General features: G+C 66.0%; 14 protein-coding genes and 2 pseudogenes. 6 read left to right on the forward strand and 10 right to left on the reverse strand.

Annotation, left to right across the window (positions count from 1 at the left end; all coding sequences use genetic code 11):
- Window positions 1-59: 59 nt before the first annotated feature.
- Together AC3WRR_RS05440 and AC3WRR_RS05445 are read left to right on the forward strand one after the other, a co-directional pair.
- Window positions 60-1,079, forward strand: a complete 1,020-nt coding sequence (locus AC3WRR_RS05440) for a TerC family protein (RefSeq protein WP_011617644.1) — start codon at window positions 60-62, stop codon at window positions 1,077-1,079.
- Window positions 1,080-1,090: 11 nt separating this feature from the next.
- Window positions 1,091-1,516: a universal stress protein gene (locus tag AC3WRR_RS05445; protein WP_058696584.1), complete on the forward strand. Its 426-nt coding sequence runs from the start codon at window positions 1,091-1,093 to the stop codon at window positions 1,514-1,516.
- A gap of 204 nt (window positions 1,517-1,720) precedes the next feature.
- On the opposite strand, the pseudogene AC3WRR_RS05450 reads toward AC3WRR_RS05445, so the two are convergent.
- From AC3WRR_RS05450 to AC3WRR_RS05470, 5 genes and pseudogenes are all read right to left on the reverse strand, one after another.
- Window positions 1,721-1,865 (reverse strand): annotated as a pseudogene (locus tag AC3WRR_RS05450) (site-2 protease family protein); the annotation flags it as partial.
- Between the two features lie 144 nt (window positions 1,866-2,009).
- A pseudogene (locus tag AC3WRR_RS05455) lies at window positions 2,010-3,110 on the reverse strand (IS5 family transposase).
- Window positions 3,111-3,426: 316 nt separating this feature from the next.
- Window positions 3,427-3,822, reverse strand: a complete 396-nt coding sequence (locus tag AC3WRR_RS05460) for an immunity 50 family protein (protein ID WP_136227881.1) — start codon at window positions 3,820-3,822, stop codon at window positions 3,427-3,429.
- Window positions 3,819-6,626 carry an RHS repeat-associated core domain-containing protein gene (locus AC3WRR_RS05465; RefSeq protein WP_492296382.1) on the reverse strand — a complete coding sequence of 936 codons (2,808 nt, stop codon included), beginning with the start codon at window positions 6,624-6,626 and terminating at the stop codon, window positions 3,819-3,821. Before AC3WRR_RS05465 ends, AC3WRR_RS05460 begins: the two co-directional genes overlap by 4 nt.
- Before the next feature lie 515 nt (window positions 6,627-7,141).
- Window positions 7,142-9,340, reverse strand: coding sequence for a TonB-dependent receptor family protein (locus AC3WRR_RS05470; protein WP_492296384.1), 2,199 nt, complete (start codon window positions 9,338-9,340; stop codon window positions 7,142-7,144).
- A 314-nt stretch (window positions 9,341-9,654) separates the two neighbouring features.
- On the opposite strand from AC3WRR_RS05470, the gene AC3WRR_RS05475 reads away from it, so the two are divergent.
- Entirely contained in the window at window positions 9,655-10,275 is a 621-nt protein-coding gene (locus AC3WRR_RS05475; RefSeq protein ID WP_010811027.1) for a flavodoxin family protein, read from the forward strand.
- A 74-nt stretch (window positions 10,276-10,349) separates the two neighbouring features.
- On the opposite strand, the gene AC3WRR_RS05480 is transcribed toward AC3WRR_RS05475, so the two are convergent.
- Window positions 10,350-10,547, reverse strand: a complete 198-nt coding sequence (locus AC3WRR_RS05480; protein WP_081050138.1) for a hypothetical protein — start codon at window positions 10,545-10,547, stop codon at window positions 10,350-10,352.
- On the opposite strand from AC3WRR_RS05480, the gene AC3WRR_RS05485 reads away from it, so the two are divergent.
- On the forward strand, window positions 10,515-11,207 hold the full coding sequence (locus AC3WRR_RS05485) for an MFS transporter (protein ID WP_081225831.1): 693 nt from the start codon (window positions 10,515-10,517) through the stop codon (window positions 11,205-11,207). The genes AC3WRR_RS05480 and AC3WRR_RS05485 overlap by 33 nt on opposite strands.
- A 10-nt stretch (window positions 11,208-11,217) precedes the next feature.
- Here AC3WRR_RS05485 and AC3WRR_RS05490 read toward each other — a convergent pair whose 3' ends face one another.
- Window positions 11,218-12,039 (reverse strand): HpcH/HpaI aldolase/citrate lyase family protein, encoded by an 822-nt coding sequence (locus AC3WRR_RS05490; RefSeq protein WP_492296386.1) that lies wholly within the window; start codon window positions 12,037-12,039, stop codon window positions 11,218-11,220.
- Between the two features lie 11 nt (window positions 12,040-12,050).
- Complete coding sequence (locus tag AC3WRR_RS05495; RefSeq protein WP_492296388.1) at window positions 12,051-13,223, reverse strand: CaiB/BaiF CoA transferase family protein; 1,173 nt, start codon at window positions 13,221-13,223, stop codon at window positions 12,051-12,053.
- Window positions 13,224-13,348: 125 nt separating this feature from the next.
- On the opposite strand from AC3WRR_RS05495, the gene AC3WRR_RS05500 reads away from it, so the two are divergent.
- Together AC3WRR_RS05500 and AC3WRR_RS05505 are read left to right on the forward strand one after the other, a co-directional pair.
- Window positions 13,349-14,326: a LysR substrate-binding domain-containing protein gene (locus tag AC3WRR_RS05500; protein ID WP_010811022.1), complete on the forward strand. Its 978-nt coding sequence runs from the start codon at window positions 13,349-13,351 to the stop codon at window positions 14,324-14,326.
- 107 nt (window positions 14,327-14,433) lie between these two features.
- Window positions 14,434-15,417 carry a Bug family tripartite tricarboxylate transporter substrate binding protein gene (locus tag AC3WRR_RS05505; protein ID WP_011617655.1) on the forward strand — a complete coding sequence of 328 codons (984 nt, stop codon included), beginning with the start codon at window positions 14,434-14,436 and terminating at the stop codon, window positions 15,415-15,417.
- A 9-nt stretch (window positions 15,418-15,426) separates the two neighbouring features.
- Here the strand turns inward: AC3WRR_RS05505 and AC3WRR_RS05510 are convergent, their stop codons facing one another.
- Window positions 15,427-16,824 carry an ABC transporter permease gene (locus AC3WRR_RS05510; protein WP_454749941.1) on the reverse strand — a complete coding sequence of 466 codons (1,398 nt, stop codon included), beginning with the start codon at window positions 16,822-16,824 and terminating at the stop codon, window positions 15,427-15,429.
- Complete coding sequence (locus AC3WRR_RS05515; protein ID WP_492292341.1) at window positions 16,821-17,564, reverse strand: DUF3526 domain-containing protein; 744 nt, start codon at window positions 17,562-17,564, stop codon at window positions 16,821-16,823. Before AC3WRR_RS05515 ends, AC3WRR_RS05510 begins: the two co-directional genes overlap by 4 nt.
- Between the last annotated feature and the right edge of the window lie 147 nt (window positions 17,565-17,711).

Below are 17,711 nucleotides of genomic sequence, written 5' to 3' on the forward strand. Positions count from 1 at the left end.
TGCCCCGCGCCGCGAGGAACTTGCCATGACATCTGCCGACGGAGCAGGACCCTAGCGGCATGGATACCTTTGCCACCGCCCCGATGTGGGCCGGCTTCCTGGTCCTGGTGCTGGGGACGCTGGTGGTGGACGTGTTCGTCCTTGGCGGCCGGCACGCGCACCGCGTTTCAACGCGCGAGGCGCTGGGCTGGACCCTGGCCTGGTCGACGCTGGCCGTGCTCTTCGGCATCGCCCTGTGGTGGCTGCTGGCCGGAAGCGCCGGACGCGAGACCGCAGACCGCAAGGTGCTGGAGTTCTATACCGGCTACCTGATCGAGCTGTCGCTGTCGGTCGACAATATGTTCGTGTTCGCGATGATCTTCGGCTATTTCGCGGTGCCGCCGGAGTTGCAGCGCAGGGTGCTGCTGTTCGGCGTGGTCGGCGCGATCGTGATGCGCGCCGTCATGATCCTGCTCGGCGTGTGGCTGATCAGCGAATTCTCGTGGATCCTCTACGTGTTCGGCGTGTTCCTGCTGTTCACCGGCATCAAGATGCTGTTCGTCTCCAGGCGTGCCCCCGATCTCTCGCGCAATCCCATCGTTCGCTTCCTGTGTGCGCATATGCGGATCACCGCGGACTATCACGGCGAGCACTTCTTCGTGCGCGTCGACGGCCTGCGCCATGCGACACCGATGTTCCTGGTGGTGCTGCTGGTCGAGGCGACCGACCTGGTGTTTGCCGTCGACAGCATTCCGGCCATCTTCGCCGTCACCACCGACCCGTTCATCGTCTTCACCTCGAACATCTTCGCCATCATGGGGCTGCGGGCGCTGTATTTCCTGCTGGCCAACCTGGCGCAGCATTTCCATTATCTGAAGTACGGCCTGGCCATCGTGCTGGCCTTTATCGGCGCCAAGATGCTGGCCGAGCCGTGGTTCCATGTGCCGGTGCACTGGTCTCTCGGCGCCGTCGCCATGACGTTGTTCGTGTCCGTCCTGGTCAGCCGGGCCAGGGCCAGGCGCACGCTTGCGCACGCCGGGGACGAACTGGGCGGCCACTGCGCCCCGCGCGAGCGCAGGGCAGGGAACCGGCGCACATAAGGAGCGATTCCATGAACAAGATCCTGCTTGCGACCGACGGGTCGGCCTATAGCGACGCGGCCGCCCGCTACCTGGTACAGAATCCCCTGTTCAGCCGCGATTTCGTGGTGCACGTGGTGCACTGCGAACCGGATGTGGCTGGCGACATCAAGACCTTCATCGACCGGTCAACTCTGGATGCCTGGCATCGCGAACAGAACGACAAGGCGATGCAGTCCGTGGCGAGCATCCTGAGCGAGGCCGGTATCGCTTGCGAGTGCCACGGCTTCGTCGGCTTCGCACCAGCCCGCATCGTCGAGTATGCGAGCAGCATCGGCGCCAGCCTGATCGTGATGGGCTCGCACGGCCGCGGCGGCTTCCTGGATGCCATCATCGGCTCGGTCGCCAGGCGAGTGCTTGCCCATGCGCACTGCCCGGTGTTGCTGGTCAGGAGCTAGTGCCCTCTGATCGCTGAGAAAACTGGCCTGCTGGCGGTTTGCTTCCCCTCGCAAACCAATGCCTCTAGCTGGCGCGGTTGACTGGGAATTGCTGGAGTCTGGCTACAGATCGCAGGGCACCCGGCGCCTCGCCGGATTGTGCGGCCGGGGCGATTTTACCTCGGTGGCTTGCGCGCCGCCGCAGTGACCGTAACAGTAACGGGCTGGTGCTGTCATTGCCACAGCCCGCCCCCCGCCATCGAAGGGTGAAAGCGGAACCAGGTTAAACAGGTTCAGGAAGAAGCCCGCAATAGGCCAACGCCAGCAGTGACCCGCTGTCGGCGCTACGCTCAAGGTAATAGCAGACTAGCAGGCTGCTGAAGTACTGCCGCACAAACGGAATGCTTTCCGCCTGTGCAGGTAAGCACTGCTTGATTTCACAATCCGGAAGCTATGCGCCCCTGAATCGTTTTTTTCGGCTGTTGGGCGCCCGTTTCCGGCATTCTTGGCCCGCTTACTGCAACTGCGGACGGATTTTTCCCAGCGAACGCATGCGCACGAGGTGTAGGCGGCCATGCTCAGCACGAACATCTAGTCGCCTCGCTTCAGTCCGCGCACCATCACCTGGCGCATGCGCCCGACCGTCTTGACCCAGCCGAAGCCTTGCTCGATCAGCTTGCGCTTTTGCTGCGAGATGGCATATCCCTCGCTGCGGGCAATGGCATCAGGAACCGCCGAGCGCCGACCCGAGGTGTTTTGCGCCACATGCGGCGTCACCTTCATCTCCAGGCAGGCTTGAATGAACTCCTGCGCGTCGTAGCCTTTATCCGCGCCCACGGTGACTTCCACATTCAGATCTTCAGTCACCTGCCTGGCATCGTTGATGCATGACCTTCGCGGGCCTCGCGCTCGGCGTGTCCGTCCGCATTGGTCACCATGGCGTTCACCACCAGGCCGTGGCGGTTGTCGCTCAGGGTATAGCCCATGTAGCGCAGTTCACTCGCAGTCTTGCCCTTGCGGTACAGCCTGGCATCGGGATCGGTCTTGGACTCGTGCGTGTCGTTGCTGCGCTTGCGACCCTTGAAGTTACCGCCGTCGTTATCGTCCTTGTCACCGCCGTCCTTGCGCACAAAGCTCTTGTGGCCTGCCCACGCCTGAATCAGCGTGCCGTCGACGCTGAAGTGCTCCCCCGACAGCCAGTTCTTCTTCTGCGCGATAGCCAGCACCTCGTTGAAGAACTCGATCACAGCATCATGCTTAGTCAGCCGTTCGCGGTTCTTGGTGAAGACCGTTGGCACGCAAACTGGGGCGTCCATCTATAGCCCGACGAACCAGCGAAACAGCAGGTTGTACTGCGTCTGCTCCATCAATTGACGTTCGGAGCGGATGCTGTAGAGCACCTGCAGCAGCATGGCGCGCAGCAACTTCTCCGGCGCGATGCTAGGCCGGCCACCCTTGATGTCGGCCTCGTACATCTGCGCGAACAACGGTCCATCTTCACCAGCGCCTGGTTGGCCATGGTTCGGATCGAGCGCAGCGGGTGCGACTTCGGCACGAAATCATCCAGACGCCGCATGGTGAACAAACTTTCGGTGAAGGTGTCTCCGCCGCGCATGAATGTGGGGTTGGATGGGGTCCTCAAATCAACGCTTCAGCCAGTTGTCACGCTGACGTCCGCTGGAGGTATTTCAGCGACCTGTTAATCCTTGCTTCAACAATTTCATCCTATCCACACCTTGTGGCAAATCATTTTGTCGCCCCACTAATGTATCGGATATGCCGTCCATCGATCATGGATAACATTGTGGTTCTGATAGCCCGTTGGTCGGGGGCAGGCTGATTGCCGTGACTCAATTCCACAGGGCCTACCGGGTTCGACACGTTACTGATTCGAGGGCGCGGCGTCAGCTTGCGGCCCCTTCGTATGTCTTTCACGGACTGCCAACATGCCCGTAAGTAATGCTCTCGATGCGAATCCAATCACATGAGAATGCCAACGTAGTTTGATTTTTGCATACAAACCGCACAGATACTGATTCTTCCATATCCTCCCATTCGAACTTGTCGATGATGTTCTCATGCCCCCAGTGGCTGAAGGACAAGCAGCTCAAGCCGACAAATGATAGCTTAATATGAACCACGTCATAGTTCTTGGGCCATCGGTCAGGGCAAGATTTTGGCTTCTCTTCAGTTATAAGCTTGACCGATAGCCGCGGCTCATCGCGCTTGACATGGACGTCAGAAAGTTCAGATCCACTAAGTGACGGAAACTCACCATATATGGAAATCATGGCTTTGGGATTCATTAACCTCGCAGTTGTCTTCATTTCTTATTCCGGCAATTGAAATGGTAATGATCGTCCATACCATCGACTTTGCCCGTCCGAGTATTGTCTTCGGGGCGTACATTATGGTGCGACGGCTGGTCGCCAACACCTCCTTCATTGTAGTAGTGCCCTGCCGAGTGGTCTTGAATAATCACATTCTTCCCATTCAACTGATAGGTCAACTCTCTGGTCATGATCGGGTGCTTGTCGTTGCCGAGGATCCAAGCACCGCTTGAGTCAGTTAATGGAACCATTTTCTGACTTGTTGGTTGCTGAGACATTGGAATGCCAAGCTGTCGCCGAACTTCTCTCAGACTAGCGCGCCGCGTCTGACTGCATGCCAGCCCGAGCGGATCAACCCAGCTTATCGGGTTCGGCGCGTACTGATTCAGGTTCAGCCCGCCAGCCAGCCCGATAGGGTCTTTGGAGACGAAGCGCCCGGTTCCCGGATCATAATACCGGTGCCGGTTGTAGTGCAGCCCATTCTCGTGATCGTAATACTGCCCCTGGAAGCGCAGCGGATTCTGGATGCCGGCCTTCCTCGCGGCGTTCGAGATTGCCTCCTGCGCGGCGCCCCATGCCTTGTACTGCGCGCTCCACGCCAGCTCGCCCGCCTCGTCGGTCAGTTCCTGCGGCGTGCCCAGGTGGTCGCATTGATACCAGGCCAGCGCCTCGAACGGCTGCGGCGCAATCTCGCGGGTCCACAGCGGATCGTCGTCCAGGTCGTAGTCGCCCTCCCAGGCGGGTTCAGGCAGCAGGTCGATGGCCTCGCGCCGCACCGCCTGCGCCAGCGGCACCAAACTGCCCGGCTCGTACAGGTAGTGCGTGGTGCGCTCCGCACCCGGTATTATCCGGAAGTGGTCGCCGACACCGGCCTCGGGTTCCTGGCGGCTCTCCCACGTAAGTTGGTCACCGTCCCAGCCATACAGCGTGAAGGCGCAGCCGTATTCCTGGTTCAGCCGTGCCCGCTCGTTGCGCCGGTAGATTTCGCCGTCATTCTGATTCTCGAAGTAGTTGGCCGATGACGACTTGGACAGCCGCCGCCCAAGTGCGTCGTACCGGTAACGCACCTCCACCTTCGGATTGTGCCAGCCCACCAGCCGGTTGAAGGCATCCCAGGCGAAGCGCTCATGGACACCGTTGACCACGCGCAAACTCAGGTTGCCGCGCTCGTCCCACTCGTAGTGGGTACCGGCGTACTGCTTGAGCAGGTTGTCCACCAGCTTCGGGCGGCCTTGCAGGCGGCTGTGGAACTCGGGCCGGCCACGGGCCGGGTCGGCTTTGAATACGCGCGTGTCGGGGTCGTGCAGCAGATTGCCCGCCGGGTCGAAGTCAAAGGTTTCCACCCCGAGCGCGCTGTTGGCCTCCAGCAGGCGCCCCACCGGATCGTAGCGGTATTGCAGCGTGCCGCGCCGCAGGTCGCGGATGCTGGACAGTTGCCCCGCCGCATCGTATTGGTACTCGCGGCGCAGCATGCGCTGGCCCGCATGGGCGCCCTCGACGTGTGAAAGCGTCTGCTCCAGGAGGCGTCCCGCGGGGTCGTACACCTGCGACTGCGCCAGCCGGTTGCCCTGCGTGCGGGCAATCTCCCGGTGCAGGTTGTCGCGCTCGAACTGCACCAACTCCCGGTCGTCCAGCATCACGCCGTGCACATGGCCCGAGCCGTAGGTAAGCACGCCCACGCGGTGCCCGTCCGGGCGAACGGTGGCGATGCGCTGGTTCAGCGCGTCGTATTCGTGCCGCCACACGGCCACCAGCGGCTCCTTCAGGCAGCGGTAGTGCTGGTGCTCGCGTACCACATTGCCCGCTGCATCGTGGAACCATTGCAGGCGGCTGTCGGCGTTTTCGGCCAGGATCAGGCGCCCGTTGCCGTTATAGGCGAAGGTTTCCGTCAGTACATGCGGCACCCGGTTGTCGGCGTCAATCAGCCCCGCACGGCGGCGCGTGAGGCGACCCATGGCGTCAAAGACGAAATCCGTCATCAGTTGGCCCGAGTCCACCGTCCAATCCAGCAAGCCGCTTGCCGGGTCGTAGTTGTACTCGGTCGTCTTGCCGTCGAAACCGCTCTCGCGCAGCAGGCGCCCCACCGGGTCGTACTGGAATTCGGTGCTGGCGCTGTTCTCGTTGGTGAGCGTGGCCAGCCGTCCCAGCCGGTCCCACCGGTAGCCGAGCGTCTGGCCGGCGGCGTCGGTGCGCTCGGCAATCAGACCGACCTCGTTATAGCGCCAGGCGGTGCGGCGGTGCAGCGCATCGGTGTGCACCAGCAGCCGCCCCTCGGCGTCGCGCTCGAAGCGCTCCACCCGCTGGTCGGGATGGGTAACGCTGGCGAGCTGCCCGGCCTCGTAGTGGTACTGGGTGGCATTGCCCGCCGCATCGGTGAACCTGACCAGTTCCCCGCGCTCGCCGTACTTCCAGGCGCTGGTCTTGCCCGAGCAGTCGGTGTAGCTGGCCAGCTGTCCGGTGGCGGTGAAGGCGAGCTGCTTCTTGCCGCCCTTGGCATCGGTGATCTCCACCGGCAAGCCCGACTTGTTGTAGGCGTATGCTGTCTTGTGCCCGAGCGGATCGATTTCCTCGGTCAGGTTGCCCTTGATATCGTAATCGCGCAGCCACAGCCCGCCCTCGGCGTCGCGGATCTTGATGAGCTGGTCCTTATCATCCCAGGCGTAGTGCACCACGCTGTCGTCGGGGCGGATGTGTTCGACCAGATTGCCGCGCTCGTCGTAGGCATAGCGATCGACCGCGCCATCGGTGTGCACATGCTTGACCACGTTCTTGGCGTGGTCGCGGAAGAACCACTCCGACAAGCCATCCGGGTGCCCATGCAAACACGCTCCGTGAGAATGGATTGGTGACTGCCACAGGCAGCCAATGGCTAGCTATTTTGCGGGGCGATCGCTGCGCCCGCACTTGATGCGCATCAATACGCCTTTTATATGGAAGTGGAGTCCAGCCGGATATCGGACGTTTCCTATAAATGAATGCGATCTATTTAAATCAGAATTAAAAAAAAATCTGAGTTTTCAGGCGGGATTTTCGTTGGCTGGTATGAGCGGACAGGCCGGCGCGCGTGAGTCTCCCGCGATGCCATGACGATTTCTTGCAATGGAGGTTACGCGGTCAGTGTGTGCCACCAGCGCGCCTGCGTCGTACTGGGCGTCGCTGGCGAGCGAGTTGTCGATGGTGGTGAGAGCATAGGGGGGAGCACACCAACGGTGTGCCGGAACCAGTGGCATTAGCCCGCTCTGAGGGATACAGGACAGCTTTGCCAGCCTGACGGCATAGAGTCCTGATCCGCAGGCTGACCGCTATCCGGCGCGCCTCAAAGGGCAGCGCGCAGCCCCAGGAAGAAGCGCCGCCCCGGCGCGGGTTCGAAATACCGCCCGTTGGCCTCGTTGACGATCACCGAGCCGATATAGCGCCGGTCGGTGAGGTTGTCGATGCGGCCGAAGACATAGAGCCGGGTCGGGCCGATGCGGAATTCATAGCCGGCGCGCAGGTTGAACACCGCATAGCCTGGCGCGGCCTGCGTGTTGAGATCATTGGCGTAGACGCGGCTGTCCACGCGCATCTCTGCCCCCAGCGTCAGCGGCGCAGCCGGCCGCCATGACAAGTCCGCGCCCAGGCTGTGGCGCGCGGTGCCGGGCAGGCGCTTGCCGGCCGCCACAGTCTGGCCCTGCGCGTTGACGAAGCTGTCGCCGAAGTAAGCATCGAGCCAGGTATAGGCCAGTCCTGCCTCGATACGGCTGCCGCCGCCCTTGCCCGGCGTGCCCACCTCACCGAGAAAGCCGCCGCGCCAGCCCAGTTCGAAGCCGCGCCGGTGCACGCCGCTGACATTCTGGTAGACGGTGCGCCCGGCATTGTTCGATTGGGGCACCACCTCGTCGTGGCTGTCGGCATCGAACAGCGCCGCCTCCAGCCGCTGCCCCGCCGCCAGCCACTTGATGCCGATCTCGCCCTGGCGGCTGGTGGAGGCCTGCAGCCCCAGGTTGCTGCCTACGCCGCCGGGTCCGTAGGCAACTTCGGTCAGCGTCGGGGTCTCGAAGCCGCGGCCGAGGTTGGCGTAGACGTTGAGCGAATCGAGCGCGTGCCACACCACGCCAAGCACGGGGCTGACGTTGCCGTAGGTTGCGTTGCCACTGTCATCGGGGCTGGCCGCATTGATGAAGTGGTCGTCAATGCCAAGCCGCACCCGGCTGGCGCGCACGCCGCCCACCAGTTGCCAGGCCGGGTGGAAGGTCCAGTCGAACTGTGCAAACGCGCCGAGGTCGGTCGCGGTATTGGTCTCGTCGCGGCGCAGCGCGCCCTGCGTGCCGTTCTGGTTGACGTAGCCGTTGCGGCCATCGCGCATGCCGTTGGCTTCGAGCCCGGCGCTCCACAGCAGCGGCAGGCCGGCGGCGGTGGCGGTGCGCCGGCTCCATGACAGCGCGGCGCCGCCGTAGGTGCGGTCCAGGTCGACGATGCCGCCGGCCGAATTCGGCGCGGCTCCGCTGAAGCCCAGCCGCTGGTACAGGTTGCGCGTGCCGCCGTACAGGCGTGCCGACACGCTGTCGGTCCCGGTCAGCTGGTGGTCCACCACCACGCCGGCCTGGGTCTGCTCGACGTTCTTGCCGGTATCGAACTGGGTCGCCGCGGACACCGCCTGGCGCGGATTGGCATCAGCCTGCGCGCGCGTGAGCCCCAGCGGGTCCTGCGCCAGCGGCTGGTTGAAATAGTTGAACTGGCCGGTCACGCGCGTGCCGCTCGCCGGCTGCGCCACTACCTTGGCATTGAGCTGGTAGCGGCGCGCCGCGCTGTGGTCGCGGTAGCCGTCGGTCTGGTAGGTCCAGGCGTCGAGCGAGCCGCCGAGCCGGTCGTTGCCGCCGGCCAGCGCGATGCCCGCCTGCCACTGGCCATCGGAGCCGAAGCCCGTCGACGCGCGCCCGCTGAAGCCGTCCTTGGGCGGATCGGGCGTGAACACCTGCACCACGCCGCCCGACGCATTGCCATACATCTGCGCAAACGGGCCGCGCAGCACCTCGACGCGGCTGGCGTTGGCAAGGTCGGCAGTGGAAGCCTGGCCCTGCCCGTCCGGCATGGTGGCCGGGATGCCGTCGACATACAGGCGCACGCCGCGCACGCCGAAGGTGGAGCGCGTGCCAAAGCCACGCACCGCCAGTTGCAGGTCCTGCGAGTAGTTCTGCCGGTCGCGCACCGCCACGCCCGGCACGCCGGCCAGCACCTCGGACAGGTTCACCAGCGGCGTGGCGCTGCGCAGCGGATCGACCGGCACGCTGTCCACCGCCGCCGGCGCGTCAAAGCGGCGCTGCTCGCTGCGGGTGGCGCTGACCACCACGTCGGGCAGCGTTTCGGCAGTGGCGGCGGCCACTGCCGTGCCGGGCGGGTCGGCGGCACGCGCGCCGGCGCTGGCCAGGACCAGCGCGGCGAACGCCAGCGCGGAGCGGTTCGCGAACGGGATGCGGGGGATACCGGAACGGCGCTGCTGCCGGACCGCCAAAATCTGCCTGCCGCCTAGTTTCATGGGGATCGGAAGCGGTTGCGGGTTCTGGCGCGGAGGATGGAGGCGCCGGGCACAGGTGAATGTGTCGCAACTTTATCGTGTCCACAGCACTATTGCCACGCGCTTGGCCGCGGGGAAAACCCGCGGAGGAGATGGAGCCGGCACCGGATTCCGGTTGTTCAGAAAAATTCAACAACTGATTGCATGGACGCTCACGCAGTCCGCCCCACGGCTCCCTACACTGCTTTCACCACCCGCCGCAACCGCACCAGTCCATCACGCGATGCAGCATAAGGGTATTCAGATTTTCGCTACTACCAAGGGGATCCACCATCATGACCACCGCACAAACCCGCGTCGCCATCGTCTACCACAGCGGCTACGGCCACACCGCCAAGCAGGCCCAGGCCGTTGCGCGCGGCGCCGGCAATGTCGCAGGCACTGAAAGCCTGCTGATCCCGGTCGAGGACATCGACCAGCACTGGGACACGCTGGAACAGGTGGACGCCATCATATTCGGCGCGCCGACCTACATGGGCAGCGCCTCGGCACAGTTCAAGGGCTTTATGGACGCCACCTCGCGCAATGTCTTTGCCAAGGGCGGCAAGTGGGCCAACAAGGTCGCAGCCGGCTTCACCAACGCGGCTTCGCGCTCCGGCGACAAGCTGGCCACGCTGCAGCAGATCGCGATCTTCGCGGCACAGCACGGCATGCACTGGGTCAACCTGGGCCTGCCCCCGGGCCACAACAACTCCAAGTCGACCGAGGACTCGCTGAACCGCCACGGCTTCTTCCTGGGCGCCGCCGCACAGTCCAACGCCGATGAAAGCGCCGACGTGGTGCCGCCGCTGGCCGACCTGCGCACCGCCGAGCACCTGGGTGCCCGCGTGGCCGAAGTGGCGCAGCAACTGGTCGCGGGCCGGCGCGCGCTGGCGGAACTGAAAGAAGCTGCCTGATCCGGTCGCACCCAGACACATCGGCCCCACATGGGGCCGATTTTCTTTTCCGGGCAGTCGCGAGCCCTGGGCGCTCAGTACAAGACTTCCAGCTCGTCGAACAACTCGCTGTCCTTCTGCGCCGCCGAGCGCGCGCGGCGCCGGATTTCCTGCAGCAGGCAGTCGGTGAAGCACTGCGCCGCGGGGCTGCGCACCGCGTTATGGCGCGTGATGATGCCGAGCCGGCTGGTCTCGTCCTGGTGATCCCGCTCGGTCTCTATATCCGCCGCCACCTGGAAGAAACCGCCGAAGCGCCGGCCGCCGGCGCGCCGGGCCATGAACGCGCAGGCCTGACTGAAATCTTCCGTGGGCACGGCCGCGTGGTGGTGGCCGGCGTGCTGGTGACGATCGGCGGCACCTCCGCCACCTATATCGTGCTGCACTACATGACCAGCTACGCGGTGACGGTACTGAAGATCCCGCTCGGGCTCAGCATGGCCGCCGGCTGCGTCGCCGCACTGGTGCAGGTGGCCCTGTCTGCGTATGCCGGCAGGCTGTCCGACCGCATCGGCCGCAAGCCCGCCATCCTGTGGTCGCGCGTGGCGATGCTGGTGCTGGTCTACCCCGCCTTCCTGCTGCTCAACGCGCGGCCGTCGCTCGGCACGCTGCTGGCCGTGGTCGCGATGCTGGCCCTGCCGCTGGTGCTGAACGTCGTGCCGTCCGTGGTGCTGATCACCGAGCTGTTCCCGCGCCGCATTCGCGCGAGCGGGCTGTCGGTGGTCTATTGCATCGGCGTGCTGGTGTTCGGCGGCTTCGCGCAGCTGATCGCCACCTGGCTGATCGAACTGACCGGCAATGCCAGCGCCCCTGCGCTATATGTGATCGGCTGCGGCCTGATTTCGCTGGTCGGGCTGGCGATGGCGCCGGAGACGGCGGGCAAGCGGCTGGACTGACTGTGGCAGACTACCCACCGGACAAGATCCGGCGCGCGCGCTCCAGCACCGGGCGGTCCACCATCTTGCCGTCCACCGCCACCGCGGCGCCATCGGCAGCGGCAGCCGCGGCCATGACGCGCCCGGCCCAGTGCCGTTCATCGGCCGACGGCGCCAGGCCGTCGTGCACGCCGCAGACCTGGCCCGGGTGGATCAGCAGCTTGGCGCCAAAGCCGAAGGCCCGGGCGCGGCGCGTTTCCGCGGCAAGTGCGGCGTCATCGCCGATTGCGGTGCAAACGCCATCCACGGGCGCGGGCAAACCCGCCGCGCGGGAATGAAGCACCAGCCGGCTGCGAAAGTAGTGCAACGCCTCACCGTCGTCCTGCACGTCGAGATCGAACATCAGGTCGATGCTGCCGAACAGCAGCCGGACCACGCCGCCAGCACGGGCCAGCTCGCGTAAGCCGGCGAAGCCGGCGGCGTTCTCGACCAGCGGGAAACAGCGCACACCGGGCAATGCCGCAGCCAGTGCTTGAGCGCCGGCCGGGTCGGCCTTCGGCAGCACGATTTCCGAGACACCCTGTGCGCGGCACCAGGCGAGGTCGTCTTCGTAGTACGCGGTATCGGCGCCGTTGATGCGCACCAGCATGGCGACGCCGGCTGCCGCTGCCTGCTGGCCCAGCGCCGCCCACGGGGCGCCAAGCCCGTCGCGGGCCTGCCCCTTGTCGGCGGGCGCGACCGCATCCTCGAAATCGACAATGACGGCATCGGCGCCGGAGCCGATCGCCTTGGCAATGCGCTCCGGGCGCGAGGCCGGGACAAACAGGTAGCTGCGAGGATTGGCGATCGGCATGGCTGCTCCTTTCAGACTGCGCCGGCCGAGCGCAACGCGGCAATCTGCGCCGCGGTCTGGCCCAGTTCGGCCAGGATGGCATCGGTGCTCGCGCCGAGCGACGGAATCGGGTCCATGCGTGCCTCGGTCATGCCCGGCGGCAGCAACGCCGGCACCGGACCCACCGGCGTGTCGACCTGGCGCCAGCGCTGGCGCGCCGCCAGCTGCGGGTGGTCCCAAACGTCAGCGATGGTATTGACCCGCGCATTGGCAATCCTGGCGGCCTCCAGCCGGTCGACCACTTCGGTGGCGGTCAGGCCCGAGAAGCTGTCGACGATGCGCGCGCGCAGCGCGGCGCGGTTCTGGTTGCGCAGGCTGTTGCTGGCAAAGTCGGGATGCGTGGCGAGATCGGGTTCGCCCAGCACCGCCTCGCAGAACACGACCCACTCGCGCTCGTTCTGCAGTCCAAGCATCACGGTCTTGCCATCGCCGGTCGGAAACGGGCCATAGGGATAGATGGTGGCATGTGCCGCGCCCGCGCGCGGCGGCGGCTCGGCGCCATCGAAGGCGTAGTAGAGCGGGAAGCCCATCCACTCCACCATCGATTCCAGCATCGAGATATCGATGCGCTTGCCGCGCCCGGTCTTGCCGCGTTCCAGCAGCGCGGCCAGGATATTGGTATAGGCGTACATGCCGGCCGCAATATCGGCCACCGAGGCACCTGCCTTGACGCCGTCGTCCGGCGTGCCGGTCACGGAGACAAAGCCGGACTCGCTCTGGACCAGCAGGTCGTAGGCCTTCTTGTCGCGGTACGGGCCGTCGCTGCCATAGCCCGAGATATCGCACACGATCAGGCGCGGGTACTTTTCGCTCAGGCTGTCGAAGTCCAGGCCCAGGCGCGCGGCCGCGCCGGGCGCGAGGTTCTGCACCAGCACGTCCGCGCGTTCGAGCAGTCCGGCCAGCACGGGGGCGGCCGCGGCGTGCTTGACGTCGAGCGTGAGGCTCTCCTTGGAGCGGTTGGTCCAGACGAAGTGCGAAGACAAGCCGCGCACGCGCGTGTCGTAGGCGCGGGCAAAGTCGCCGCTGCCAGGCCGCTCGATCTTGATGATGCGCGCGCCCAGGTCCGCCAGCTGGCGGGTGCAGAACGGGGCCGCGATCGCCTGCTCCAGGGAAACGACGGTGATGCCTTCGAGGGGATGGGGCATGGTGGTATCCGGTTTTGCGCAATGTCCTGACGGCAATCTACCGGACCGGGCCGCACCTGGGAAATACCGATTGCCGAGGGGATCATAAGTAAAATGAATACTTTGGAATTCTCCCGGAGCCTGCCATGGACCTGCGCGCCATGCGCTATTTCATCGCCATTGTCGACCAGGGCAGCCTGACGCGGGCAGCCGAAGTGGTCTGCGTGGCGCAGCCCGCACTCAGCCAGCAGCTGGCGGCGCTGGAAAAAGAGCTGGGCGTGCCGCTGGTCCATCGCGGCGCCAAGGGCGTCAAACCCACCGAAGCCGGCCGCACACTCTATCGCCACGCCCGCAATATCCTGCGGCAGGTGGAGATCGCCGGCGCCGAGGCCCGGGTGGCCGGCACGGATGTTACCGGCATGGTTGCCATCGGCCTGCCCACCACGGCGGCAGCGGCATTCGGCATGCCGCTGATCCGCGCGGTGCGCGCCCGCTATCCGCAAATCCGGCTGCAGCTGTTCGAGAGCATGAGCGGATATATCTCGGAGCTGCTGGACCACAACCGGCTGGACTTCGCCATCCTGTTCCGCGATGTGCCGTCGCGCGCGGTGGAACTGGAGCGGCTGGCAAGCGAATCGCTATACCTGGTCGGGACGCTTCCCGTGACGCGCGGGCGCGCAAAGGCGCAAGCGAAGCCTCGGGCGCTGGCCGGTGCGGAAGGCGCTACGGTCGCGATCAAGGCACTGGGCGAGCTGCCACTCGTGCTGCCAAGCGGCTCGCAGGGCCTGCGTGAAGTGGTCGAGCTTGCCTTCGCGCAGGCCGGCGTGTCGCTGAACGTGGTGGCCGACCTGGATTCGCTGCCCTTCCTGCTGGCGACCGCGCGCGAGGGCCTGGCCTGCACCATCCTGCCCGCGTCGTCGCTGTCCGACGCGGACAGCGAAGTGCCGCGGCACCTGATCGTGCCGGAACTGCGCCGCACGCTGTCGCTGTGCTGGCCACGCGCGCTGCCGCGCACCAGCGCGGCCGAGGCCGTGGCGGAGGTGCTGCGTGAGCTGGTGGCCGAGCGCATTGCGGCGGGCGGGTCGCTCAAGCCGCTCATTTCGCCGCCTGCGGCCGATCAATAAAACTTATGCCCGTAGTCGGCGATTGAATTTCACGCCGGCGCGGCAGTCGGCTAGAGTTGCCACCAGCCTGGGCCGGCATTCACGGCCCCGCAATTCCAGGAGACACCATGCAACGCACCCGCCGCGCCCTGGCAGCCGCCGCTGCCCTGGCCGCATGCCTGCCGCTGTTCAGCGCCAGGGCCCTCGCCGCCGCCCCCTATCCGTCCAAGCCCATCCAGATGATCGTGCCGCAGGCACCGGGCGGCACCAACGACATCGTCGCGCGACTGGTCGCCGCGACCCTGTCGCAACGGCTCGGCCAGCAGGTGGTGGTGGAAAACCGCCCGGGCGCCGGCGGCAATATCGGCACCCAGGCAGCGGCCCGCGCCACGCCGGACGGCTACACGCTGCTGATGACCATCAGCAGCACGCAGGCCATCAACCCGTCGCTGTACCGCAGCATCCCGTTCGACCCGGTCAAGGATTTCGAGCCGATCGCCCCGGTGGCAAGCGTGCCGAACGTGCTGGTGGCCAATCCCGCCTTCCCCGCCAAGTCGCTGCCCGAATTGATCGCGATGGCCAAGGCCAGGCCGGACTACTACCGCTATGCCTCCGCCGGCAATGGCACGCTGAACCACCTGCTGGGCGAGATGCTCAACAGCATGGCCGGCATCAAGCTCGAACATGTGCCCTACAAGGGCGTCGCGCCGGCGCTGAACGATGTGCTGGGCAACCAGGTGCCGCTGGCCTTCGCCAGCCTGCCATCGGTGCTGGCCCATATCAAGGCGGGCAAGGTGCGCGCGCTCGGCGTCAGCTCCGCCAAGCGCTCGCCGTTCGCGCCGGACATTCCCGCGATCAACGAAACCGTGCCCGGGTATAGCGGCGACCTCTGGGTCGGCCTGTTCGCGGTCAAGAATACGCCGAAGGACGTGACCCAAAAGCTCGGCCAGGCCATGCAGGAGATCCTGGCGGACAAGACCCTGCGCGACAAGCTGGCGGCACAGGGCGCCGAAGTGATGACGGGCACGCCGCAGCAGTTCAGCAAGATGCTGGCGTCCGACATGGACAAGTGGGCCCGCATCGTGAAGGCATCGGGCGCGCAGGTGGACTGAGCGCGGCGTTCAAGGGCGCGCCAACCGCGCCCGGAACACCACGAGCAAGCCTAGCATTGCCGCTGCCAGCCCAAATTGCTGCAGCCCGCCAATCCCCACCTTCCCGCGCTCCCCTTCAATCCACTCGAACCGCGGCGCATTCCGATACTCGTCCGTCGACACGCCACGATAGCCCATGATGCGCGGGACGAAGTACGCGCGCCACTGCGCTTCGAAGCGGTCTACCCGTGCCATGAAGCTGGCGTACCGCGGCGCGTCACTGCCTGCCAGCCGGTCGGCAGCAAGCAGCAGCGACAGTGGCGGCGACAACCAGCCCCATCGTTCCGCCTGCTCGAAACGCAGCGCGCGCGCCTGGTCGAACGCGGACACGACCGGCCGGATATGCGCTGCCTGCTCGAGGTAGCGCGGCATGAAGCTGACCGGCCATGCGTGCTGTCGTGCCGTGGCCGGGGCCCACTGCGGATTAGCCTGATACCACTCGTCCACCAGGGCCGACATCCTGGCTTCCGCGCTCTGCTGCGCCGCGCGGATCTGGACGATTGCCGCCAGCCGTGACGGCATCGGCATCGTGCGATCCGCCAGCGCCGCGACCATCGCAGGCGTGCCGAAGGTGGCGATGACCCACAGGCCAAGCCCGGCCAGCACCGCCGTGGCGCCGGAACCGGGCAGCAGGTTGAGCGCACCGCTGGCCGCACTCCAGAACGCGATGAACGCCGTCACGCAGAACAGCCATGCGAGATACGCCGACAGCGTTGCTGCGGGGTCCAGCACGAATGCCAGCGTGGAAGCGAGCACTGCAATCAGCCAGACGGCGCCCGCCCGAACCGCGATGGCGGCGAACAGCACACGCCCGCCGGCCGCACCCTGAGCCATCAACATCCGCCACGTGCCATGTTCGCGCTCGCCCTGGACCATGCCTGCGCACAGGCACACCAGCATGAGCGGCGCCAGCAGCGCGATCGCCGTCGCCAGGTCGAAGGTGCCATAGCGCTGCAACAGCGGGTTGGCCAGCCGCTCCTCGTTGCGCGCGTCGGTGTGGCGGCTCTCGACAGTGACGCGAACCGACGGCGGCAGCAGGTCCAGCACGCTGCTCGCCAGCGCCAACCCGCCACCTGGCGGCAGCTGCGCCACCGGGGCTTCCGACCTGGCGAACCGGAATGCCGCCATGGCGGCCTGCTCCGGCGATGCCGGCGATGCCTTGGCCTGGGCAAGGCGCAACGCCGCCTGCCCGTTTGCTTCCAGCTGCTGCAGCTTCTCATGCCATGCGCGCGCACTGAGACCCGATGCCAGCGCGCACGCGCACAGGGCGGCAGCAAACAGCAGCAGCGCCCAACGGGCACTGCCCGCCGCGCAGAAGCGGCGGCATTGCGCGGCAAGCGCCTGCCTGGTCTGTCTTATGGGGTTCATGGCTGTATCCTGCGAAGAGAGAAGAACAGGCCGGCCACGGCCAGCCCGCACCACCAGAACATGATCGCGATCTCCGGCAACGCTGCCCGCAGCGCGAACAGCGCCGGCGGCATGGTGTAGGCAAAGGGCCGGATTGCGCGCCAAAGCGCAGCGCCTGCGTACCTGGCATCGAACGAAGTCATGCCGCGCGTGTGGCTGGCATCCCATTCATCGATGGCCGTGTTGACGCTGCGCCGATAGCGCTCCGCGGCGGCCTCGTAGTCGCGCTGGTGCGAGAGATCCGTTCCCGCCATCTTCATGGCGAAGTTGCGGATCGCCAGCGTGGGGCTCAGCAGCGCGGCGGCGCGCATGACGTTCTCCTGCGCCGCATAGCGCTGCCACAGCGCATCGAAATGCAGTGCATGGACCCGGTCGGCGTAGGCGTCGCGCTCCAGCCGCCGCAGCGGCGCCGCGCCCACGGGCAGGTCCTCGAGGCGCGTGACGCCATAGCGCGACAGCAGCGCCGCGTCATGGCGTTCGGTGCGGGCCGCCAGGTTGCCGTCGCCCGGCAATCCCTCCGTGAAGTCGCGCTGGATCGCCGCCCAGAACGCTTGCGCCGACGGCAGCGGCACGGCATGCCGCGCAACCGCCGCGCCAATGCCCGGGATCACGAAGACAAAGGCCAGCCACAGGCCCACCAGCACGAACAACGCGCTCCTGCCGTCGGCCAGCCAGGCCGACACCGCCAGGCCCAGTCCCACCAGAATCGCGGTGTATAGCAGATAGGCGGCACCCAGGCCCGCTGCCCGCCACCAGACCGCACCATCCAGCGTGCCGCCTATCTGCTATACACCGCGATTCTGGTGGGACTGGGCCTGGCGGTGTGGGCCTGGGTGGGCGCCGGGAGG

This window comes from Cupriavidus sp. FW305-3-2-15-C-LB2 (assembly GCF_058787575.1).